Source organism: Plantactinospora sp. CA-290183, assembly GCF_050936375.1.
In the GTDB taxonomy this organism is placed as follows: Bacteria; Actinomycetota; Actinomycetes; order Mycobacteriales; family Micromonosporaceae; genus Plantactinospora.
In genome coordinates, this window is record NZ_JBNJMX010000029.1 from 1 (window position 1) to 20231 (window position 20231).

Annotated in this window: 19 protein-coding genes; 12 read left to right on the forward strand and 7 right to left on the reverse strand. The window is 73.7% G+C overall.

The genetic code is table 11. The features are described 5' to 3' along the window. Positions 1-1443 (reverse strand): M12 family metallo-peptidase (locus ACQEUR_RS23155; protein WP_433034760.1); only part of this gene is annotated, 1443 nt, incomplete at its 3' end. A gap of 303 nt (positions 1444-1746) precedes the next feature. On the opposite strand from ACQEUR_RS23155, the gene ACQEUR_RS23160 reads away from it, so the two are divergent. The 9 genes from ACQEUR_RS23160 (at position 1747) to ACQEUR_RS23200 (ending at position 12352) form a co-directional block, all read left to right on the forward strand. Next, positions 1747-3078, forward strand: coding sequence for a M16 family metallopeptidase (locus ACQEUR_RS23160; RefSeq protein ID WP_433034763.1), 1332 nt, complete (start codon positions 1747-1749; stop codon positions 3076-3078). Beyond that, positions 3075-4421 carry a M16 family metallopeptidase gene (locus ACQEUR_RS23165; protein WP_433034766.1) on the forward strand — a complete coding sequence of 449 codons (1347 nt, stop codon included), beginning with the start codon at positions 3075-3077 and terminating at the stop codon, positions 4419-4421. The genes ACQEUR_RS23160 and ACQEUR_RS23165 overlap by 4 nt, the downstream gene beginning before the upstream one ends. Positions 4422-4488: 67 nt before the next feature. Continuing rightward, positions 4489-5520: an aspartate-semialdehyde dehydrogenase gene (locus ACQEUR_RS23170; protein WP_433034768.1), complete on the forward strand. Its 1032-nt coding sequence runs from the start codon at positions 4489-4491 to the stop codon at positions 5518-5520. A 207-nt stretch (positions 5521-5727) separates the two neighbouring features. Beyond that, positions 5728-6144: a CBS domain-containing protein gene (locus ACQEUR_RS23175; RefSeq protein ID WP_433034771.1), complete on the forward strand. Its 417-nt coding sequence runs from the start codon at positions 5728-5730 to the stop codon at positions 6142-6144. 221 nt (positions 6145-6365) lie between these two features. Next, entirely contained in the window at positions 6366-6740 is a 375-nt protein-coding gene (locus ACQEUR_RS23180; RefSeq protein ID WP_433034774.1) for an SCP2 sterol-binding domain-containing protein, read from the forward strand. Continuing rightward, positions 6737-8797, forward strand: coding sequence for an amylo-alpha-1,6-glucosidase (locus tag ACQEUR_RS23185; protein WP_433034777.1), 2061 nt, complete (start codon positions 6737-6739; stop codon positions 8795-8797). Before ACQEUR_RS23180 ends, ACQEUR_RS23185 begins: the two co-directional genes overlap by 4 nt. A gap of 33 nt (positions 8798-8830) precedes the next feature. Then, positions 8831-9256: an SCP2 sterol-binding domain-containing protein gene (locus tag ACQEUR_RS23190; RefSeq protein ID WP_433034780.1), complete on the forward strand. Its 426-nt coding sequence runs from the start codon at positions 8831-8833 to the stop codon at positions 9254-9256. Further along, positions 9253-11292, forward strand: coding sequence for an amylo-alpha-1,6-glucosidase (locus tag ACQEUR_RS23195; protein WP_433034783.1), 2040 nt, complete (start codon positions 9253-9255; stop codon positions 11290-11292). Before ACQEUR_RS23190 ends, ACQEUR_RS23195 begins: the two co-directional genes overlap by 4 nt. 97 nt (positions 11293-11389) lie before the next feature. Next, positions 11390-12352, forward strand: coding sequence for a hypothetical protein (locus ACQEUR_RS23200; RefSeq protein ID WP_433034786.1), 963 nt, complete (start codon positions 11390-11392; stop codon positions 12350-12352). Positions 12353-12396: 44 nt separating this feature from the next. On the opposite strand, the gene ACQEUR_RS23205 is transcribed toward ACQEUR_RS23200, so the two are convergent. The 4 genes from ACQEUR_RS23205 to ACQEUR_RS23220 all read right to left on the reverse strand — a co-directional run bounded on the left by ACQEUR_RS23205 (position 12397) and on the right by ACQEUR_RS23220 (position 15726). Next, positions 12397-13650, reverse strand: coding sequence for an MFS transporter (locus tag ACQEUR_RS23205; RefSeq protein ID WP_433034789.1), 1254 nt, complete (start codon positions 13648-13650; stop codon positions 12397-12399). Between the two features lie 209 nt (positions 13651-13859). Then, positions 13860-14552 carry a hypothetical protein gene (locus ACQEUR_RS23210; RefSeq protein WP_433034792.1) on the reverse strand — a complete coding sequence of 231 codons (693 nt, stop codon included), beginning with the start codon at positions 14550-14552 and terminating at the stop codon, positions 13860-13862. Beyond that, the gene (locus ACQEUR_RS23215) at positions 14549-15391 is read right to left on the reverse strand and encodes an ATP-binding cassette domain-containing protein (protein ID WP_433034795.1); all 843 of its coding nucleotides are present in this window, start codon (positions 15389-15391) and stop codon (positions 14549-14551) included. Before ACQEUR_RS23215 ends, ACQEUR_RS23210 begins: the two co-directional genes overlap by 4 nt. Further along, positions 15388-15726 (reverse strand): PadR family transcriptional regulator, encoded by a 339-nt coding sequence (locus tag ACQEUR_RS23220; RefSeq protein ID WP_433034798.1) that lies wholly within the window; start codon positions 15724-15726, stop codon positions 15388-15390. The genes ACQEUR_RS23215 and ACQEUR_RS23220 overlap by 4 nt, the downstream gene beginning before the upstream one ends. A gap of 92 nt (positions 15727-15818) precedes the next feature. Here ACQEUR_RS23220 and ACQEUR_RS23225 point away from each other — a divergent pair, with 92 nt between their 5' ends. Further along, on the forward strand, positions 15819-16937 hold the full coding sequence (locus tag ACQEUR_RS23225; RefSeq protein ID WP_433034801.1) for a nucleotide disphospho-sugar-binding domain-containing protein: 1119 nt from the start codon (positions 15819-15821) through the stop codon (positions 16935-16937). A gap of 11 nt (positions 16938-16948) precedes the next feature. On the opposite strand, the gene ACQEUR_RS23230 is transcribed toward ACQEUR_RS23225, so the two are convergent. Then, positions 16949-17635 (reverse strand): alpha/beta hydrolase, encoded by a 687-nt coding sequence (locus ACQEUR_RS23230; protein WP_433034804.1) that lies wholly within the window; start codon positions 17633-17635, stop codon positions 16949-16951. Positions 17636-17993: 358 nt separating this feature from the next. Between ACQEUR_RS23230 and ACQEUR_RS23235 the strand changes: the two genes are divergently transcribed. Both ACQEUR_RS23235 and ACQEUR_RS23240 read left to right on the forward strand, forming a co-directional pair. Then, entirely contained in the window at positions 17994-18461 is a 468-nt protein-coding gene (locus ACQEUR_RS23235) for a hypothetical protein (protein WP_433034807.1), read from the forward strand. Positions 18462-18537: 76 nt separating this feature from the next. Continuing rightward, complete coding sequence (locus ACQEUR_RS23240; protein WP_433034810.1) at positions 18538-19338, forward strand: hypothetical protein; 801 nt, start codon at positions 18538-18540, stop codon at positions 19336-19338. Positions 19339-19423: 85 nt separating this feature from the next. Here ACQEUR_RS23240 and ACQEUR_RS23245 read toward each other — a convergent pair whose 3' ends face one another. Then, positions 19424-20212: an SDR family NAD(P)-dependent oxidoreductase gene (locus ACQEUR_RS23245; protein ID WP_433034813.1), complete on the reverse strand. Its 789-nt coding sequence runs from the start codon at positions 20210-20212 to the stop codon at positions 19424-19426. Positions 20213-20231 lie beyond the last annotated feature (19 nt).

The following is a 20231-nucleotide window of genomic DNA, read 5'->3' on the forward strand; positions in this document are numbered from 1 at the left end:
GCCCGCGTAGCTGAGCCGGAACGCGTCACCGACGGTGTCGAAGTCCCGCAGCGACACCGTCTGCACCTCGTTGAGCGCCGGCCGCTCCGACCCGACGTACGTGGTGATCTCGGTGTAGCTCCGCTGCGACCAGTACGGGTCGCTGTGCGGCTGGAGGTTGTCCTGCTGGCAGATGCCGGCGTACGCCATGATCGATGACCCGCTGCCCGGCTCGTACGAGTTGGCCGCGCTGCGGTTGGCGCCGGAGCAGTTCCACTGGGTGCCGTTGAAGGTGTGGTTGCCGGCGAACTGGTGCCCGATCTCGTGCGCCACGTAGTCCACGGCGAAGAAGTCACCGACCGGGGTCGGCAGGCCGGTGCAGCCCCGCGCCTTGCCGGCACCGCCGACGACGCCCAGCCCGGCGATGCCGCCGCCGTTGACGCCGAGTCCGATGTGCCCGACGTCGTACGCGCCGGCGCCGACGAGCTGGCCGAGCACGATCTGGTTGCGGTTCAGCGTGGCGCTGCCGCAGGAGGTGAGCTGCGCCGGGGTGTAGCAGGCAGCCGCGCCGCAGGGGCCGTTCGGCTCGACGGCCAGCGCCGCGGTGTTCAGGTTGGTCCTGTCGGTGCCGTCGATCAGCACGAGCCGGATCGCCGTCTCGTCCTCGTAGATCTGGGTCACCCGGTTGACCAGGGTCACCTTGGCCGCGGTGACGTTCTCGGCGCCGAAGAAGGTGGCGTAGGACGGATCGGTCACCAGGGCGAGCCGGTAGGTCCGCAGCCGCACCGGGGCACCGGCGGCGGCCGGCGTGACGTCGTCGGCGAGGGCCGCGGCGGTCGACTCCACGTCCTCGCGTTCGGCGAAGGCGGGGTCCGGGTTGGTGGTGTCGCGCACGTGGTAGCTGGCGTACCGGGTCTGGTCCTGCCGGCTGTACGGGTCGACGTACCAGACGCCGCGCTGGGAGCGGACCGAGGCGTGGAAGCCGAGCGGGGTGAGGTCGGCCCGCACGGTCGCGGTCGGGTCGTCGATCCCCCTGCCGGCGTACGTCCGGATCTCCGGGTGTGCCGCCGCGAGTCCGGCCTCCATCACCGGCGAGTCGGTCAGCGCGAAGCGCTCGAAGCCGCCGGCGGGCGTGGGCAGCGAGACCACCAGGGCCTCGGCACCGGTCGCCCCCGGCCGCTGGCGGGGGGCGCGGTCCAGCTGGGACTCCAGTGCCGCGCGGTCCAGGGTGTAGCCCGCGAAGCGGGTGGCCCGGATGTCGGTCGGGCCGGCGCCGCGGGCGGCTGCCGAACTCTCACCGAGCTTCGTCCAGGGGTTGCCCGGCTGGCTCGGCGCGGCCGCGCCCGGTGTGGTGGTGGCCAGCACCGGCAGCACGGTGGCCATCAGCGCGGCCACCAGGAGGCCGGCCAGGCGCCGTGGCGCGGCCGGGCCGCGCGGGGCGGCGGGTAACGAGGGGGTCGTCAACTTCTGTCTCCTTGCGACTTCGGACGCGGCGGCCGGTCGGGCCGGCGCTGGCTGTCACCCAGGTCGGGGGTCGGGCGATCGCTGTGGAGGGCGATCGTCGGTGCGGGTGAGCAGAGCGGTGGTGAGCGGAGCGGGGGTGAACAGAGTGGGGGTGATCAAAGGGGGGTGATCAGACGATAGGGCTCGCGGAGCGCTCTGGACAGCCTCCGTGTGGTCGGGATGCCGACCGGGCCGATTCGCCCCGACCTGCCTCCCGGCGGGGTTCCCCCCGGGTCGGCCCGGTCGATCGGATAGCGTCGTGCCATGCCCGAGACCGGTTACCCCTGGCCGATCGAGACCACCCGGCTGGAGAACGGCCTGCGCGTGGTGGTCAGCGAGGACCGCAGCGTGCCCGTCGTGGCCGTGAATCTCTGGTACGACGTCGGCTCGCGCCACGAGCCCGAGGGGCAGACCGGCTTCGCCCACCTCTTCGAGCACCTGATGTTCGAGGGATCGGTCAACGTGGCCAAGACCGAGCACATGCGGCTGGTCCAGGGTGCCGGCGGCTCGCTCAACGCGACCACCAACCCCGACCGGACCAACTATTTCGAGACGGTCCCCTCCGAGCATCTGGCCCTCGCGCTCTGGCTCGAGGCGGACCGGATGGGCGGCCTGGTGCCGGCCCTGACCCAGGAGACGCTGGACAACCAGCGCGAGGTGGTCAAGAACGAGCGGCGCCAGCGCTACGAGAACGTGCCGTACGGGGACGCCTGGCTGCGGCTGCTGCCGATGCTCTACCCGCCGGGGCACCCGTACCACCACGCCACGATCGGCTCGATGGCCGACCTCAACGCCGCCGACCTGGCCACCTTCCAGGCCTTCCACGCCACCTACTACGCGCCGAACAACGCGGTGCTCACGGTCGTCGGGGACGCCGCGCCGGACGAGGTCTTCGCGCTGGCCGACCGTTACTTCGGCAAGCTCTCCGCGCGGTCCGACATCCCGCCGGCGCCGGACGGCCGGGTGGTGCGCCCGACCGGCGTACCGGCCCGGGAGTCGGTGACCGCCGACGTGCCGGCGCCCCGGCTCTACCTGGCGCACCGGACGCACCCGTTCGGCTCACCCGGATACGACGCGGCCACCGTGCTGGCGATGGTGCTGGGCGCCGGCCGGGGCAGCCGGCTCTACCAACGGCTCGCCGACGGCGCGCGGCTCGCCCAGCCGGACAGCGTCGGGGCGTACGGGGTCGACCTGGCGCACGCGCCCGCCCCGCTGATCGTGACCGCCACCGCCCGGCCCGGAGTGACGGCGGAGCGGCTGGAGGCCGGCCTGGTCGAGGTGCTGGACGGGCTCGCCGACGGGGTGACCGAGGCGGAGCTGGACCGGGCCCGGGCACTGCTCACCACGGCCTGGTGGCGGCAGCTCTCCACCATGGACGGGCGGGCCGACCTCCTCGGCCGTTACACCCTGCAGCTCGGTGATCCGGCCCGTGCGGCGGACCGGCTGCCCGGCTGGCTCTCCGTCACCGCGGGGCAGGTGGCCGAGGTCGCCGCCGAGATGTTGCGCCCGGAGGACCGGGTGACGCTGACGTACCTGCCGGACGAGCGGGCGACGAGTGGCCGCGGCGACGTGGCCGCGGAAGGTGGCACCCGATGACGCTGATCACCGAACGGCCCGTACCGGGCGAGGCCCGGGCGTACCGGTTCCCGGAGGTGATCCGCCGGAGCGTGGCCGGCGGTGAGGTGGTCGCCGCGCACCTGCCCGGCCACAACCTGGCCGTCGCGGTGCTGATCGTGGAGGGCGGGGCGGAGCGTGAGCCGCTGGGCCGCGAGGGCCTGGTCGGCGTCGTGGCCAAGGCGCTGGAGGAGGGTACGACCCGACGCGACGCGGGCGCGTACGCGCTGGCGCTGGAGGGGCTCGGCACCGAACTGGGGATCTCGGCCGACTGGGACGCCTTCCAGGTCAGTGTGCAGGTCCCGGTGGACCGGCTGCCGGCCGCGGTGGAGCTGATGACGGAGGCCCTCCGGGCGCCGCGCCTCGACCCGGCGGACATCACCCGGGTGCGCGACGACGAGGTGACCGCGCTGCGGATGTACTGGGCCAACCCGGGACCCCGGGCGGACGCCGCGCTGCGCGCCGACCTCTTCGGTCCGGCGCAGCGGGCGGGCCGGCCGATGGACGGCGACCCCGAGTCGGTCGCCGAGGTCACGGTGGACGACGTGACCGCCTTCCACGCCGACTGGCTGACCCGACCGGGCACCCTGCTGGTCGTCGGCGACCTGGACCGGGTCGACCTGGACGCGCTCGCCACGGTGGCGTTCGCCGGTGCCGACGGCGGGGCGGCCCCGGTCGGCGAGCCGCTCGCGGTGCGGGTGCCCGACCGGCGCCGGATCCTCCTGGTCGACCGCCCCGGTTCGGTGCAGTCGACGCTGCGCCTCGGACACGTCGCGCCGCACCGGGCCCACCCGGACTACGTGCCGATGACGCTCGCCGCCACCGTGCTGGGCGGCGCGTTCACCTCCCGGCTGAACCACCTGATCCGAGAGGTGCGCGGCTACACGTACGGGATCCGCTCCGACTTCGGGCAATCCCGGCGGTTCGGCCGGTTCGTGGTCAGTGCCGGGGTGCAGACCGCCGTGACCGCGCCCGCGTTGGTCGACGCGGTGGGTGAGATCGCCCGTACCCGGGAGGGCGGGGTGACCGAGGCGGAGCTGGAGGTCGCGCGCTCCTGGCGGGCCGGCCAGCTCTCGGTGGAGTTGCAGACGCCGCGGGCCATCGCGAACGCCCTCGGCACGCTGGTGGTGCACGGCCTGCCGGACGACTACCACGCGACGCTGCGGGACCGGCTGCTCTCCGCCACCGAGCCGGAGGTCTCGGCGGCGGCCGCGACGCACCTGCACCCGCAGGGGTTGACCCTGGTGGTCGAGGGCGACGTGGCGTTGATCCGGGACGAGCTGGTCGCCAGCGGTCTCGGTGAGGTCATCGACACCGCGAACTGACCCGCGTCCGGCGCCGATCGGGAATCGCCTTGCCGGGCCGCCCGGGGTGCTGGGTAGCCTCGCGGGTATGAGGATCGGCATTGTGGGAGCGACCGGGCAGGTCGGCGGCGTGATGCGGCAGATACTGGCCGAGCGGCGGTTCCCGGTGGAGCGGTTGCGGTTGTTCGCCTCGGCCCGGTCGGCGGGCCGGACCCTGCCCTGGCGGGACGGCGAGATCACCGTCGAGGACGCGGAGACCGCTGACTACGGCGAGTTGGACATCGTGCTCTTCTCGGCCGGAAAGGGTACGAGCAAGGCGCTCGCCCCCCGGGTCGCCGAGGCGGGCGCGGTCGTGATCGACAACTCGTCGGCCTGGCGGATGGACCCGGCCGTTCCGCTGGTGGTCGCCGAGGTCAACCCGCACGCCGCCGCGACCCGTCCCCGGGGCATCATCGCCAACCCCAACTGCACCACGATGGCCGCGATGCCGGTGCTGCGCCCACTGCACGCCGAGGCCCAACTGGTCAGCCTGGTGATCTCGACCTACCAGGCGGTCTCCGGGGCCGGCCTGGCCGGCGTGGCCGAGCTGGACGAGCAGGTGCGCAAGGTGGCCGACGGCGCCGCCGCGCTGGCCTTCGACGGCCGGGCCGTCGACTTCCCGGCCCCCCGGGTCTTCGCCGAGCCGGTCGCCTTCAACGTGCTGCCGCTGGCCGGTTCGATCGTCGACGACGGCTCGGAGGAGACCGACGAGGAGCAGAAGCTGCGCAACGAGAGCCGCAGGATCCTGGAGATTCCCGAGCTGCGGGTCTCCAGCACCTGCGTGCGGGTGCCGGTCTTCACCGGGCACTCGTTGCAGATCAACGCCCGGTTCGCCCGGCCGGTCACCCCGCAGCGGGCCCGGCAGCTGCTCGACGGTGCCCCCGGGGTGGCGCTGGCGGACGTGCCGACGCCGTTGCGGGCCGCCGGGCAGGATCCGACGTACGTGGGCCGGATCCGCGCCGACGAGACCGTCGAGCACGGGCTGTCGCTCTTCTGCGCCAACGACAACCTGCGCAAGGGCGCGGCCCTCAACGCCGTACAGATCGCCGAGCTGGTGGCCCGGGAACTGAGAGCGTCGTAGGTCAGGTGTCCCTGATCGGGCGCGGGAGGGCATGTGCGGGACGAATGTGATGCCTCTGAGTCATATTCATGCCTCTGAGGCATCACCGCCGGACCGTCCACCACCGTTCCGCGCCCGACCCACTCGCACCGGGGCCCACCCACGCGGTCGCGTTATGCCGGGGTCAGCCCGGGTAGACCGGGTCGGCCGCAACGAGAGGGGAGCAGGATGACCACCGTCGGAGAGTTCATGACGACCCGGTTGGTGACCATGGACGGCACCGACACGCTCACCGCCGCCGCGCAGGAGATGCGCGACAGTGCCATCGGTGACGTGATCGTCACCAACGGGGACGACGTGATCGGTATCGTCACCGACCGCGACATCACGGTACGCGGGGTCGCGGAGGAGCTGAATCCGTCCAGCACCGCCCTCAACCAGATCCTGACCCAGGACGTCATCACCGTGACCCAGTACGACGACGCGGTGGCGGCGGCCGACCTCATGCGGACGTACGGCGTCCGCCGATTGCCCGTGGTCGAGGACGGCCGGCTGATCGGGCTGGTCTCCCTCGGCGACCTGGCGGTCGAGCGGGAGCCGCAGTCGGTGCTCGCCGACATCAGCGCCGACGAGCCCAACAACTGAGGGTGTCGGCACGCCAGCGGAGGCGACCATCCGCCGAGCGCGACCCGGGCCCGCCAGGTGCCGGCGATCTCGCCGTCCACCAGCAGGGCGCCCGGGTTGCCGAGGATCCGCCACACCTCCTGGTGCCGCGACCGGTCCGGCACCAGGAGGTCCCGGCCCGGAGGTAGGGGAATGCCGCACGAGGCGCGGGGATGCTCATGGAGGGAAGAGGGCCTGAGGCGATGGATCCGACCACCGACTTCTTCGAGGGGCTCAACCACCGGCCGCCGGATCCGCTGCTCACCCGGGTCCGGGGCACCCTGCGGTTCGAGCTGACCCAGGGGGAAAAGGTCGAGCACTGGCTGCTGGTGCTGAGCGCGGGCAGCGTGAGCGCGACCCAGGCGGACCGCCCGGCGGACTGCACGGTCCGCACGGACCGGGGATTCTTCGACCTGATCGCCAAGGGCGAGGCCAACCCGTTCGCCTCGCTGCTGCGCAACCGGGTCAGCGTGGAGGGAAAGCTCCTCCTGTACAGCTATCTGAACCACCTGGTGCCCGGCCCGTCCGACGCACACACCCCGCGGGAATGGGCGCGCGAACGGGGGCTGCGCCGATGAAGCCACTGGTCAGCATCCTCGACGGCAACACCTTCGTGGTCAGCGACAACCGCGGCGACATCGACCCGTCGCCGTCGTTCCCGACCGGGCTCTTCTCGTTCGACACCCGTTTCCTGTCGAAGTGGGAGCTGACGGTCAACGGGGAGCGGCTCAACGCCCTGTCAGTGGACGACCTGCAGTACTTCGAGGCGCAGTTCTTCCTGGTGCCCGGCGAGCCGACACACTACGTGGACGCGAAGCTCTCCATCATCCGGCACCGCACCGTCGGCGGCAGTTTCGACGAGACGCTGACCATCCTCAACCACGAGGACAAGCAGGTCGAACTCGCGGTACGGATGAATGTCGAGAGCGACTTCGCCGACCTGTTCGAGATCAAGGACGTACGGGAGAAGCGCGGTAGCACGGTGGCCGTCGCCGAGGAGGGCCGGCTTCGGCTCTTCTACCAGCGGGAAACCTTCCAGCGGGAAGCGATCATCTCGTCCAGCGAGCCCGCCGACTACGACGAGCAGGGCCTGAGCTGGACGCTGCGGATCGGCCCGCACCAGCAGTGGAAGACCCGGCTGCACGTGGAGACCCTGGTGGAGGGCGCCGGCGGCCAGGACCTCCGGCTCAGCATCCAGCCGCACCACAGCCGCGGGCAGGGGCAGATGCGGCAGGACCTGGACGCGTGGTTGGCGCGGGCACCGAAGCTGACCTGCGACTGCGAGCCGCTGACCGAGACGTACCGGCGCAGCCTCACCGATCTGGCCGCCCTGCGCTACACGCCGCTGGCCACGAGGGAGCTGCTGCCCACCGCGGGCCTGCCCTGGTTCATGACCCTGTTCGGCCGGGACAGCATCATCACCTGCCTGCAGACCCTGCCGTTCACGCCGGAACTGGCCGGGCCGACCCTGCGCTACCTGGCGCTGACCCAGGGCGTCAGCCTGGACGACTTCCGGGAGCGCGAGCCGGGCAAGATCCTGCACGAGATCCGGTACGGCGAGTCGACCGCGTTCGAGGAGCAGCCGCACTCGCCGTACTACGGCTCCGCCGACGCCACACCGCTCTTCGTGATCCTGTTGGACGAGTACGAGCGCTGGACCGGCGACGTCGCGCTGGTCGCCGAACTGGAGCACGAGACGCGGGCCGCGCTGAACTGGATCGACGACTACGCCGACCTGATGGGCAACGGCTACATCTGGTACCAGCGGCGGAACCTGCGCAACGGCCTGGAGAACCAGTGCTGGAAGGACTCCTGGGACGGAATCTCCTACTCGGACGGTCGGCTGCCCGACTTTCCCCGCGCCACCTGCGAGCTGCAGGGTTACGCGTACGACGCGAAGATGCGCGGGGCCAGGCTGGCGCGACTGGTCTGGCAGGACCCGCTCTACGCCGACCGGCTGGAGCGGGAGGCCGCCGACCTCAAGGCGCGGTTCAACCGGGACTTCTGGGTCGCCGACGGCGAGTACTACGCGCTGGCCCTGGACACCGAGGGCGGCCAGGTGGACGCCCTCTCGTCGAACATCGGGCACCTGCTGTGGAGCGGGATCGTCGACGAGAGCCGGGCGGCGAAGGTCGCCGAGCACCTGCTCGGGCCGCGGCTCTTCTCCGGTTGGGGCGTGCGCACCCTGGCCGAGGGGGAGGGTCGGTACAACCCGGTCGGGTACCACGTCGGCACCGTCTGGCCGTTCGACAACTCGCTCATCGCCTGGGGCCTGCGCCGGTACGGCTTCCGGAGCGAGGCCGGCCGGATCGCCGAGGCCATCATCGACGCGGGCAAGTACTTCCGGGGGCGGCTGCCGGAGGCGTTCGCCGGGTACGACCGCGCACTGACCAAGTACCCGGTGCAGTACCCGACGGCGTGCAGCCCGCAGGCCTGGTCCACCGGCACGCCCATGCTGATGATCCGGACGCTGCTCGGGCTGGAGCCGCACCAGGAGCACCTGGTGGTGGAGCCGGCGATGCCGGAGTCGATGGGGCGGATCGAGGTGCTGGACATCCCCGGGCGGTGGGGCTACATCGACGCGTTCGGCCGGGGCCGCTCGGAGCACGGCCACCGGCGTGCCGGGCCCGACTGACCGCCGTACGCAGGGGAGGGAGGAGACGACTCGATGACGAACGTGACGGCGGAGTTCTTCGCCCGGTTGGAGCGGCAGGGGCCCGACCTGCTGCCCGACAAGGCCCGCGGCTCGATCCGGTTCGACCTCGCCGACCAGGACCGGACCCACCACTGGTTCGTCTCGATCAACCGGGGCAACGTGCTGGTTTCCCGGGAGTACCGGGAGGCCGACTGCGTGGTCGGCACCGAGCAGGCCCTCTTCGACCGGTTCGTGCTCGGCGAGGCGCAGGTGATCGCGGCGTACAACCGCAGTGACGTGACCGTGCAGGGCAACTTCCCACTGCTGCTGATGTTCCGCCGGGCCTTCCCGTCGCCGCCGGGCACCCGCGACCCACGGGAGCGGGTCCGTGAGCGGCTCGCGGCCAGGGCCCGCGGTCAGGTACGGACCGTCCCCGCTGAACCGGAGCGGCGACGATGAAGGAACTTGTGGGCATCCTCGCCGGCAACACGTTCATGCTCAGCGACACCCGGGGTGACGTCGACTGGTCCGCGGACTATCCGACCGGGCTCTTCGCCTGGGACACCCGGTTCCTCTCCAAGTGGGCGCTCACCATCGACGGCGAGCGGCTGCACGAACTATCCATCGACGACCTCCAGTACTTCGAGTCACGGTTCTTCCTGGTGCCCGGAGCGCCGACCCACTACGTGGACGCGAAGGTCTCGGTGATCCGGCACCGGTCGGTCGGCGGCACCTTCGAGGAGCGGCTGACGGTGCTGAACCACCGGGACGAGCCGGTGACGCTGACCGTCCGGATGGAGATCGAGTGCGACTTCGCCGACCTCTTCGACGCCCGGGAGGCCCGGCCGAAGAAGAGCGGGACCGTGACGGTGGTCGAGGAGGACCGGTTGCGGCTCTGCTACCAGCGGGGGCGGCACATCAACGAGACGATCATCTCCAGTACGACCCCGGCGGAGATCGACGAGAGCGGCCTCACCTTCCAGGTCGAACTGGACGCGCACGGGCAGTGGTTCACCACCCTCGAGGCGGTGGCGACGATCCGGCCGGAGGGGGGCCGCGACGTCCGGGAGAACCTGCTCGGCTACCGGCGGATCCGTCCGGAGATGCGGAACAGGCTGGCGGAGTGGGTGGACCGGGCGCCGCGGCTCACCTGCGACTCGGCGAGGCTGGCGGAGGCGTACCAGCGGAGCCTGGTGGACCTGCTCGCGCTCCAGTACGCGGGGCTGACCGGCGAGACGCGGCTGACCGCGAGCGGCATGCCCTGGTACATGACCCTGATGGGACGCAACAGCCTGATCACCGGGCTTCAGGCGCTGCCCTTCGTGCCGGATATCGCCCGGAGCGCGCTCGCCGTGCTGGCGCTGTTGCAGGGCAGCCGGGTGGACGACTTTCGCGACGAGGAGCCCGGGAAGATCGTGCACGAGGTGCGCTACGGCGAGCCCGGCGCCTTCGAGGAGCGGCCGCACACCGTCTACTACGGCGCGGCCGACACCACCCCGCTGTTCGTGATCCTGCTCGACGAGTACGAGCTGTGGACCGGGGACTCCTCCCTCGTGCGGCGCCTGGAGTACGAGGCGAGGGCGGCGCTGGACTGGATCGACACCTACGGCGACCTGGTCGGCAACGGCTACATCTGGTACGAGCGGCGCAGTCCGGGAGGGCTGGAGAACCAGGGCTGGAAGGACTCCGCGGAGGCGGTGCGCTACGCCGACGGCCAGATGCCGGGGAGTCCCCGGGCCAGCTGTGAGTTGCAGGGCTACGCGTACGACGCGAAGGTGCGGGGCGCCCGGTTGGCCCGTACCTTCTGGAACGACCACCCGTACGCGGAGCGGCTGGAGCGGGAGGCGGCCGAGCTGAAGGCCCGGTTCAACCGCGATTTCTGGGTCGCCGACGGCGAGTACTACGCACTCGCGCTCGACGCGGAGGGCGGTCAGGTCGACGCGCTGGCGTCGAACATCGGTCACCTGCTGTGGAGCGGCATCGTCCCGGAGTCGCGGGCGGCGAAGGTGGCCGAGCACCTGTTCGGCGACCGGCTCTACTCCGGTTGGGGGATCCGTACGCTCGCCAGCGACCATGCGCGCTACGACCCGATCGGCTACCACGTCGGCACGATCTGGCCGTTCGACAATTCCATCATCGCCTGGGGCCTGCGCCGCTACGGCTTCGGTGAGGAGGCCGGCCGGCTCGCCCAGACGATGATCGAGGCCTCCGGGTACTTCGGCGGGCGACTGCCGGAGGCGTTCGCCGGCTACGACCGCACCCTGACCCGGTTCCCGGTGCAGTATCCCCGGGCGTGCAGCCCGTTCGCCTCGTCGGCCGGCGCGCCGCTGCTGCTGCTGCGCAGCCTGCTGGGCCTGCGGCCGCACGGCGACCACCTGCGGGTCGAACCGGCCATCCCGGCCGAGCTGGGTCGGATGGAGGTGATCGGCATACCGGGGAGGTGGGGCCGGTCCGACGCCTTCGGCCGGGGCCGGAGCGGGCCGGTGTCGCGGTAGCCGGTGCGGCGGGAGGTTCCGGTGCGCCGGCCGCCGGTCGGGTGCCGGGCCGGAATGCGGGTGGTCGCCGACGATCCACCGTGGTAGCGATAGGGCCATGGGGGATCCCGATCGGTCGGAGGGCAGGGCACTGGCCCGGGTGCTGCGCCAGGCCGGCGGCGCCGAGATCCTCAACACCCTGGGCGTACGGCTCTCCGGCTCGGAACTGGTCACGCTGTTGCTCGCCGCGTTCCGGACCCGGGCCGGGCTGGTGACCCCGGCCGACGTGCTGCGCCGGTACACGGAGGACCGCTTCGTCGCGCCGGCGCAGACCGGGGCCCGCCACCTGCGCCGGGCCGAGGACCTGCTCCTGGCCGGGCTCCCCGAGGCGTACGAGCTGCTGACGCTGGCCCCGGTGGTGCCGCTCGGCAGCCATTCCGCCGTCGCCGGGGTGAGCCAGAACAACGTCCTCACCACCGTGCGGGGCAGCGAGGTGGCGGCGGACCCGACCAACGGGTTGGCGCTGGAGGCGGCCGTACGGCGTCGCGAGCTGCTGGAGCGTGACGGCCGGTCGGCACCGCCGGTGCGGCTGGCGGCGCTGCAACGGGTGATCCGGGCCCAGCGGTTCTCCGGGGCGGGCCGGTTCGCCCACTTCGGCCTCCTCGCGCTGGTCACCGCCGGCCGGGACACCGGCGGCCTGGCCTTCGAGCGGCGGTACGCCGTGGAGCAGTTGGACATCCTCTGCGCCGCGCTGGAGGGCGCCGGGGCCGGGACGGTCGACATCGCGCTCACCGTGCTGGAGCCGGCGGCGGTCCCGGTCGCCGAGGAGGTCCGGGCCGCGCTGGCTGGCCGGCCGGCGGTGGTGGTGCGCGACGACCCGGACCGGTCCGGCGGTCGGGGTTACTACACGGGTTGCTGCTTCACCATCGCCGTCGTGCTAAACGGTCAGCGGGTCGTGCTCGGTGACGGCGGATTCGTCGACTGGACGCGCCGGCTGCTCGGCAACGGCAAGGAGCGGCTGCTGACCACCGCCCTCAGCGTCGACCGGCTGGCCCTGGCGCTCGATCCGCCGGCGCGCTGACCGGCCGCCGGCTCTGGTCCCGGCCGGTCCGGACCTAGCCGGTCCTAGCCGCTCCGGTCCTCGCTCGTCCGGTTTCCCGGCCGGCCGGTCAGGGCCAGGATGCCGCAGGCCAGCGCGACCGCGACGGGGGCGATCGCGAAGCCGGCGGTGACGTTGCCGGTGTGGTCGAGCAGCGGTCCGGTGAGCGCGGAGCCGGCCGCGCTGCCGACCGAGAAGGCGGTGGCGGCCCAGGCGAACGCCTCGGCCGCCGTGCCGTCCGGTGCCACCTGGTCGATGGTGACGAACGTGATGGTCAGCAGCGGCGGCAGGGCCAGCCCGCTGAGCGCCATCAGTGCCAGCATGACCGGCGGGTCCGGGGTCAGCAGCAGGGGCAGGTAGCCGAGGGCCATCACGGCCGCTGCCCGGGGCAGCGTGCCGTGCCGACGGGCGGTGGCGGACCGGACGTAGAGCAGGCCGCCGGCGAGCGCCCCGACAGCCTGGGCGGCCAGCAGCCAGCCGGCCCAGGAGCGTCCGCCGGAGGCCTCGGCGTAGCCGGTGGCGGCCACCGCGACGCTGCCGATGCCGGCACCGACCAGCACCAGCGCGCCGAGGATCACCCCCAGTCTCCCGGCCCGCAGCGGCCCCGCCCAGTGCCGTACCGCCGGGACGCCGCGCCACCGGCGGACCGCCGGTGCGGTGGTGAACCAGGCCGTGCCGACCGCCTGGCAGAGCGCGGCGGCGGCGAGCCCGCCGGTGGGACCGGCGACGCCGACCGCGCCGAGGGTGAGCACCGGACCGGCCACGAAGATTATTTCTTGGGTCGCGGTGTCCAACGTGTACGCCGTGTGCACCTGCTTCTCGGGCAGCAGGTCCCGCCAGAGGACCCGCAGGCAGGCCTCGAACGGCGGCGCGCCCAGCCCGGCCAGCACCGCCGCCAGGACGGTCAGTGGCCGGGCGAGTCCCGCCGCGACCAGCGCGAAGCCGGCGGTGGAGACGGCGACTCCGAGCCACATCACCGGCGGCTGCCGCCAGCGGTCGGCGAGGCGGCCGAGCAGCGGCTGGCCGACCGCCATCCCGGCGGTGTACGCGCCGACCAGCAGGCCGGCGAGGGTCAGGGTCATGGTCTCCCGGGCGAAGACCAGCAGCGCCAGCGGCGCCGCGCCGAGCGGGATCCGCCCGAGCAGGCTGGCGGCGAGCACCCGCGCGGTCTGCGGGGTCCGCAGGACGGCGAGGGCCGAGGTGTCGGAGGGTGCGGGGACCCGGTGCGGGGTACCGGGCTCCGAGGGGCCCGGGTGCGGGGTGTCCAGGGTCGACGACATGGCGGAGCGCTCCCGGAGGGGGTGGGGGTGACGGGCCGGTTGGCGGGTGGTGCCGGCCGGTCAGGGAGCGAAGTCGGCGCGCTCGTGGTCGTTGCCGTAGAGCGGGAGATCGGGGGTGATCCACCGGGCGTACGCGGCGGCGGTGGCCTCCAGTCGGATCACCGGACCACTCTAGCCGCCGGTCGGCCCCGGTGATGCCGGGGCGCCGGTCAGCGGGCCGAGACGAAGCGCAGGTGGGAGCGTTGGCGCAGCCGGATCCCGGAGGCGACCGCCACCAGCGCGGTGAGCACGAGGGCGACCGTGACGCCGTGCACCAGCCCCCGGGTGAGATAGCCGGTGTCGGTGTGGTCGATGGCGTACGTGCCGATCTCCCGGCTGAACCAGAACGGCAGGGCCCGGGAGGCGGTGCCGGCCGGATCCATGATCATTTGCAGTCCGACCACGGTCAGCAGCACCAGCGTGCCCTCCAGTTCCCTGGGCAGCACGGCGCTCAGCGCCAGCCCGAACGGCGCGGCGGTGGCGACGGTCAGGGCCATGATCAGGGCGATCGCGCCGTACCGGACGTCGTGCTGGTCGAACCGGATGAGCAGGAAGTACGGCACGCAGAGGCCGGCGCCGACCGTCCAGAGCGCGAGCAGCCGGCCGAGATGCAGGTGGTGCGGCCGGTAACCGGAGAGCCGCAGCCGGGGTTCCATGCCCCGGGCGGCGCTGCCGGCGAAGAGGGCCGCCGTGCTCAGCGCCCAGCCGATGCCGAGACAGACGAACCGGATGGACTGTCCCAGGTGGTCACCGCGTCGGCTCAGATAGAAGGCGAGCGGCAGGAGGACGAGGATCACCAGCACCGAGCGCCGCCGCAGGATCTCCCGCAGGGCGAGCTCCGCCACCGTGTACGTCTTGGTCATGACGCCATCTCCCGGGCCGGGGTCAGGTCGAGCACGGTGTCGACCCGGTCGAGTTGGTTGAGCAGGTGGGTGACCACCACGATCGCCCTGCCGGCCGAGCGCCACTGCCAGAGCTGCTGCCAGAAGTCGAGGTAGCTGCCCCGGTCGAAGCCCTGGTAGGGCTCGTCCAGCAGGAGCACGTCCGGCTCGCCGAGACCGGCCAGCACCAGGTTGAGTTTCTGCCGGGTGCCCCCGGAGAGGTGCCGGGCCTGCTGTCCCCGGGCGGGATCCCAGTCCAGCGCGGCGGCCTGCGCCCGGCCGGCGGCCCGGGCCGCCGGCCGGGGCATCCCCCGGCCCGCGCCGACCAGCACGAAGTGCTCCTCGGGGTAGAGGTAGTCGTTGGTGCCGCCGGACTGCGGGCAGTAGCCGAGGGTGCCGTGCACCCGGACCTGCCCCTGGTCGGGGCTGGCCAGGCCGGCGCAGATCCGCAGGAAGGTGCTCTTGCCCGAGCCGTTCGCGCCGACCACGGCCGCGATCTCACCGGCCCGTACGGTCAGGTCGACGTCGGTCAGCACCCGGTGCCGTCGGTAGCGCTTGCCGACCCCGCGGACCTCCAGCCGGACCGGGCCGGGACGGTGCACCCGGGCGGTGCCGGCGTGCCGGTCCACCGCCCCCACGCCGACGCTGTCCGCGACCGCCGCCGCATAGACGGCGGGCGGGCCGAAGACCCGCAGCGGCGCCTCTCCGCTGTCCCGCAGGTGTGTGGCGGTCTCCGCGACCACGTGCCGGGACAGGTCGGCATCGACGCCGTGCCGGCGCAGCTCGCCGGCGAGCGCGCTCAGCCATCCGTCGTGGTTCATCGTGTCTGTACCTCCCGCAGGACCCCGCCGACCCCGCCGGTGAAGGCGTTCCAGTCGGCGGCCGTCCGACTCAGCGTCTCGGTCCCGGCACCGGTGATCCGGTAGTACTTGCGGGCCGGCCCGGCGGCGCCCTCCCGCCACTGCGCGGTGACCAGCCCGGTGCGTTGCAGGCGCAGCAGTACCGGGTAGAGGGTGCCGCCCTGGATCGGCCCGACGCCGGCCGCGTCCAGCGACTGGGCCAGCTCGTATCCGTAGGACTCCCGGCGCTGCAACAGGGCGAGCACACACAGGTCCAGCACCCCGCGTAGCCACTGGGCGCGGCGTTCCTGATCCACGGCGAAGAAGGTAGCACAGCCATCTAGATTGGATGCCCACCTAGTCAGTGGAGAGGTCCACACCGCCCTGCCGGGCTGGGTAGCCTGACCCGATGCGAGTGCTCTTCGTGTCGGCGCCGTTGCTCGGTCACGTCTTTCCGATGGTGCCGCTGGCCGAGGCGTTGCGGGCCGACGGCCACGAGGTGCTGGTGGGGACCGGCGGTGACGCCCTCGCCGTACACCGCACCGGGCTGCCGGTCGAGGACATCGCGCCGGGGTTCCGGTTCGACCGGATCGCCCGCCGTACGCTGCTGCGCCACCCGCTGATCGCCCGGGCCGAACTGGCCGGCCGGGGCGGCACCCGGGGCGTGGCGCTGCTCTTCGGCGCCGCCAACGACCAGTTCGCCGACGGCGTGGTCCGGCTCGCCGACCGGTGGAAGCCGGACCTCGTCGTGCACGAGCCGCTGGCCGTGGCCGGGGCGCTGGCCGCGGCCCGCCGGGGGGTACCCCCGGTGCTGCACGAGAACTCCCTGTTCGACGGCCCCGAGCTGGTACGGGCGACGGCCGCCCGGCTGGTCCGGGCGCAACTGCGCAGCGGCGTCGGGGTGCTGCGGCCGAGCGCGGCCGTGCTCACCATCGCACCGCCGAGCGTGGTCGGCGAGCGCGCCGGGTGGCCGATGCGGGGCGTGCCCTACCAGGGCGTGGGCGAGCTGCCGGACTGGCTGCGGGAGCCCTCGGCGCGGCCCCGGATCCTGGTCACCCGCAGCACGGTCGCCGGCCCGGGCGGGAGCGGCCTGATGAGCGCCGTGGTGCGGGCCGCCTCCGGGGTCGCCGCCGAGTTCGTACTCGTCCGCCCCGACCGGCGGGTGCTGAGCCGGGGACCGCTGCCGCCCAACGTCCGTACCGTCGAGTGGATCCCGCTCAACGCGGCGCTGGCCACCTGCGCCGGGGTGGTGCACCACGGCGGGGCCGGCTCGGTGCTCGGGGCGCTTGCCGCGGGCGTACCGCAGCTGGTGGTGCCCGGCCCCGGCGACCGCAGGTGCAACGCGACCCTGGTCGCGCGGCGGGGAGCCGGGCTCGCCGTGCCGGAGCGCGCGATCACGGCCGCCGAACTGGACCGGTTGGTGACCGACCCCGGTCTGGCCGCGTCGGCCGGACAGGTCAGCGCGGAGATGGCCGCGATGCCCACCCCGGCCGAGCTGGTGCCCCGGCTCGAAGCCCTGCTCGGCTGAGGCGGGGCCGGTCAGCCGTCGGCCGGCGCCAGGGTGGCCGTCAGGAACGCACGGGTGACGGCCCGGATGTCCGGACGGTCCAGGGCCAGCTCATGACCGCCGTGCGTCACCAGCGAGTGCACCGGGTGCCCGGCGTCGAGCAGGGCGGCGGTGAGCGCGACCGTCTGCCCGACCGGTACGGCGGTGTCCTGGGCACCGTGCACGAGCAGTACGGGCACCCGGTTGCGGTCGACGTGGGTCAGCGGAATGGCGTCCACGGTCGTCGGGTCGTCCGCCGCCGGCCGGTGCCCGAGCAACCCCACCCACGGGTCGTCGTCGCCCCGCGCCTGCCGCCACCGCGCGGAGAGGGGTTCCACCGGCGGCCAGTACGCCAGCACGCCGTCGACGTCCGCGGGGGAGTCCACCCCGCGCAGGGCGAGGTGCAGCGCCAGATGGCCGCCCGACGAGTCCCCGGCCACCAGGAACGGCACCCCGGCCGCGCGGGCCCGGGCCAGCAGGGGACGCGCGGCGGCCCGGACGTCCGCCAGCTGCGCCGGCCACGTCGCCTCGGGCGCCAGCCGGAACCGGCCCTGCACCACGGTCAGCCCGTGCTCTGCCAGGGCCGTGCCGTCCTCCGTCGCCCAGGCGCGCCAGCCGCCGCCGGGGAGCCAGAGCACGATGCCGCCGCGCGGTGTCGTACCTTCCGCCATCTCCGCCATCACCCCATCCTGGTCGCCGGGTCACTCCGGGGGCCAGTGGCCGAGGCGCCGCTCCGCTGACGGCGTAACGCGACAGGTCGCGGGCCCGGCCGTCGCCGCGCCCCAGGAAGGAGGACCCGCCGCCATGTCCGGGCCGGCGACCCTGGTGCTGAGCCTGGCCTGAGCGGCCCCGATCCGCGTCGCACCGTCCACTGTGGTCCTTCCGCTCCGTGTCCGCTCCGATCCGACCCGCATCGGCGCCCGTCACCGATGTGACCTGGCGCGGTACGCCGGGCGCCGCGCACCGGGCGGGGGTAACGTGGAATGCGTGGTTTCCGTCGCGCTGGTCCGCCCCGTCTGGTGGATAGCGTGCCGGTCGGTGCGGTTCGTGACCGCCCTCGTGTTGATGGCCCTGCTGCTGGGTGGAGGCGCCGGCGCCCCGCTGGGCTTGGCCGACGCTCCCGGTGCCGTCGCCGCTCCGGGGACGCAGCCGCGGTCCGTGGCGCCCGGTGGCGACCCGGCCGGTGCGCAGAGTTCCCCGGACGAGGCCGTGCGGCCGTCGGTCCCGGAGGAAGCGCGGTCATCGCTCCGGGGTGACCCGGGCCGGTCGGTCCCGGACGAGGCGCGGTCGTCGGCGCCGGGCCCGGACGCCGCCCCTGCCGAGCGGGCCTCGGCCGCCACCGACGAGGTCGGGGAGGTCGAGGAGGCTTCGATCCCGGCCGAGCAGCCAGCGGCGCCCGGCGGCTGGCCGGAGCCGGTGACGGCGCCCGGCGCCACCGCCCGGCAGCGGCCGGCCGACGAGGCGTACCCGGGGGCGGTCGGAGCGCGCGCACCACCGCGCGGCTGAGGACCGGTCGCGGCTGACCGTGCCCGGTCCGGATCCGCCGACCCCGTTCGCATCGTTCACCCATGAGGTGCTGGTAATGGACAGAGTGCTGTACAACTTCCTGGTCGAGGTACCGCGAGCGGCGACGATCTGGGTGGTCCTGATGGGCCTCGCGGTGGGCGCGGCCATCGTGCTGCTCGTCCGCCCGGCTCGGGACCGCCCCGGTTACGACGTGGCGGTCCGGGAGGCCGAGCGACGCGACGCGCTGCTGGCGGCCAGGGCGGAGGAGTTGAACCGCTACGCCGAGGAGGTCGCGGTCGCCGCCGAGCGCTCGACGGTCACCGCGCGACGGCATCGCGACGAGTGGCTGGCGGCGCAGGAGGCGGCGGAGGCGGCCTGGCAGGCGTACGAGGACGCGGACACCGCCGCCCGCCGGGTCGACGCCGCAGCCGTGCTCCCCGCACCGCGTACGCCCCAGACACCGGCCGAGTACGCCGACCGCGAGCGCTACCTGCACAGGGCGGCGATGGCCGCGTGCTGGCGACGCGAGCTGTCTGTGCTGCAACTGAGCGACGTACTGGCCCACCGCAACGGGTGGGACCCCCGGCGGCACCCGGTCGAGCAGGAGGTGGTGCTGCGCCGGGCGGCCCGGGACAGCCTGCTGAGCGCCTACCGGGCGGCGGCGGAGCGGGAACGGGCCGCGTGGCGGGACGGCGACCTCGCCGCGACCGCCGCCCGGAGCCTGCGTACGGAGGCGTTCACCGCGGCGGCGCGGGCGGCGCAGGCCCGACGCTGGCTGCCGGCGGACGGGCCGGCGGAGGCGTCCACCGGCGACCTTTCGGGGACAGCCCGGGAGAGCCGGGGCGCCGTCCGGTGGCGCACCGCCCGGGCCGGCTGACCCGTCCGGCGCGCGCGCCGTGCCGGACGGTCGACGTCCGTCTCTGTCGAGCTGCGCGCCCGGCGTTCTCCGGCCGGTCGGTGGGCTACGCCTCGGGGTCCTGGGCCAGTACCGACCGGCCGCCGTCGACCGGCACCACGGCGCCGGTGATGAAGCTCGCCTCGGCCGAGAGCAGGTGGGCGACCGCGGCGGCCACCTCGGACGGCTGGCCCACCCGGCCGAGCGGATGCAGCCGCTCCATCTCGTGCTCGACCCGGCGGGCGTCCGCCGGATCCCGCTGGTCCAGGAAGTCGGCGTAGCGCTCCGTCCGGATCGATCCCAGGGCGACCGCGTTGACCCGGATGCCGTGCCGGCCGTACTCCACGGCGAGGGCCCGGGTCAGCCCCTCGATGGCCGCCTTCGCGGTCACGTACGGCAGACATCCCGGTACGGCCCGCTGGGCCTGGTGCGAGGAGACGTTGACGATCGCCCCCGGCGTGCCCGCGCCGAGGAACCGGCGGATCGCCGTCGAACAGCCGACGAGCGCGGTGTCGAGGTTCAGCGAGATCAGCTCCAGTACCTGCCGCGCGGGCGTGTCGTGCACCGACGCGTCCCGGAACACCGCCGCGTTGTTGACCCAACCGGCGAAGGTGCCCGCGGCGGTCGCCGCGTCGGCGGCCCGCTCGGCGACCGCCTCGTCGGCCGCGTCGCCCACCACCGCGACCACCCGGCGCCCGGCGGGGTGCCCGGCCGTCCAGGCCAGCGCGGCGGGGTCACGCTCGATCACGACGACGTGGTCGTGCCCGCCGAGGAGGCGTTCGACCAGCGCCCGGCCGACCCCCCGGCCGCCGCCGGTGACCACGTAGGACCGTACGGAGTGCGGGGTGTGCGGCATTGGTCAAACGTACCGGGGC

Excerpts from the sequence above, each read along its gene's own strand:
- ACQEUR_RS23160 (WP_433034763.1), top strand. The coding sequence starts at position 1,747 with ATGCCCGAGACCGGTTACCCCTGGCCGATCGAGACCACCCGGCTGGAG.
- ACQEUR_RS23165 (WP_433034766.1), top strand. The coding sequence starts at position 3,075 with ATGACGCTGATCACCGAACGGCCCGTACCGGGCGAGGCCCGGGCGTAC.
- ACQEUR_RS23170 (WP_433034768.1), top strand. The coding sequence starts at position 4,489 with ATGAGGATCGGCATTGTGGGAGCGACCGGGCAGGTCGGCGGCGTGATG.
- ACQEUR_RS23175 (WP_433034771.1), top strand. The coding sequence starts at position 5,728 with ATGACCACCGTCGGAGAGTTCATGACGACCCGGTTGGTGACCATGGAC.
- ACQEUR_RS23180 (WP_433034774.1), top strand. The coding sequence starts at position 6,366 with ATGGATCCGACCACCGACTTCTTCGAGGGGCTCAACCACCGGCCGCCG.
- ACQEUR_RS23185 (WP_433034777.1), top strand. The coding sequence starts at position 6,737 with ATGAAGCCACTGGTCAGCATCCTCGACGGCAACACCTTCGTGGTCAGC.
- ACQEUR_RS23190 (WP_433034780.1), top strand. The coding sequence starts at position 8,831 with ATGACGAACGTGACGGCGGAGTTCTTCGCCCGGTTGGAGCGGCAGGGG.
- ACQEUR_RS23195 (WP_433034783.1), top strand. The coding sequence starts at position 9,253 with ATGAAGGAACTTGTGGGCATCCTCGCCGGCAACACGTTCATGCTCAGC.
- ACQEUR_RS23200 (WP_433034786.1), top strand. The coding sequence starts at position 11,390 with ATGGGGGATCCCGATCGGTCGGAGGGCAGGGCACTGGCCCGGGTGCTG.
- ACQEUR_RS23205 (WP_433034789.1), bottom strand. The coding sequence starts at position 13,650 with ATGTCGTCGACCCTGGACACCCCGCACCCGGGCCCCTCGGAGCCCGGT.
- ACQEUR_RS23210 (WP_433034792.1), bottom strand. The coding sequence starts at position 14,552 with ATGACCAAGACGTACACGGTGGCGGAGCTCGCCCTGCGGGAGATCCTG.
- ACQEUR_RS23215 (WP_433034795.1), bottom strand. The coding sequence starts at position 15,391 with ATGAACCACGACGGATGGCTGAGCGCGCTCGCCGGCGAGCTGCGCCGG.
- ACQEUR_RS23225 (WP_433034801.1), top strand. The coding sequence starts at position 15,819 with ATGCGAGTGCTCTTCGTGTCGGCGCCGTTGCTCGGTCACGTCTTTCCG.
- ACQEUR_RS23230 (WP_433034804.1), bottom strand. The coding sequence starts at position 17,635 with ATGGCGGAGATGGCGGAAGGTACGACACCGCGCGGCGGCATCGTGCTC.
- ACQEUR_RS23240 (WP_433034810.1), top strand. The coding sequence starts at position 18,538 with ATGGACAGAGTGCTGTACAACTTCCTGGTCGAGGTACCGCGAGCGGCG.
- ACQEUR_RS23245 (WP_433034813.1), bottom strand. The coding sequence starts at position 20,212 with ATGCCGCACACCCCGCACTCCGTACGGTCCTACGTGGTCACCGGCGGC.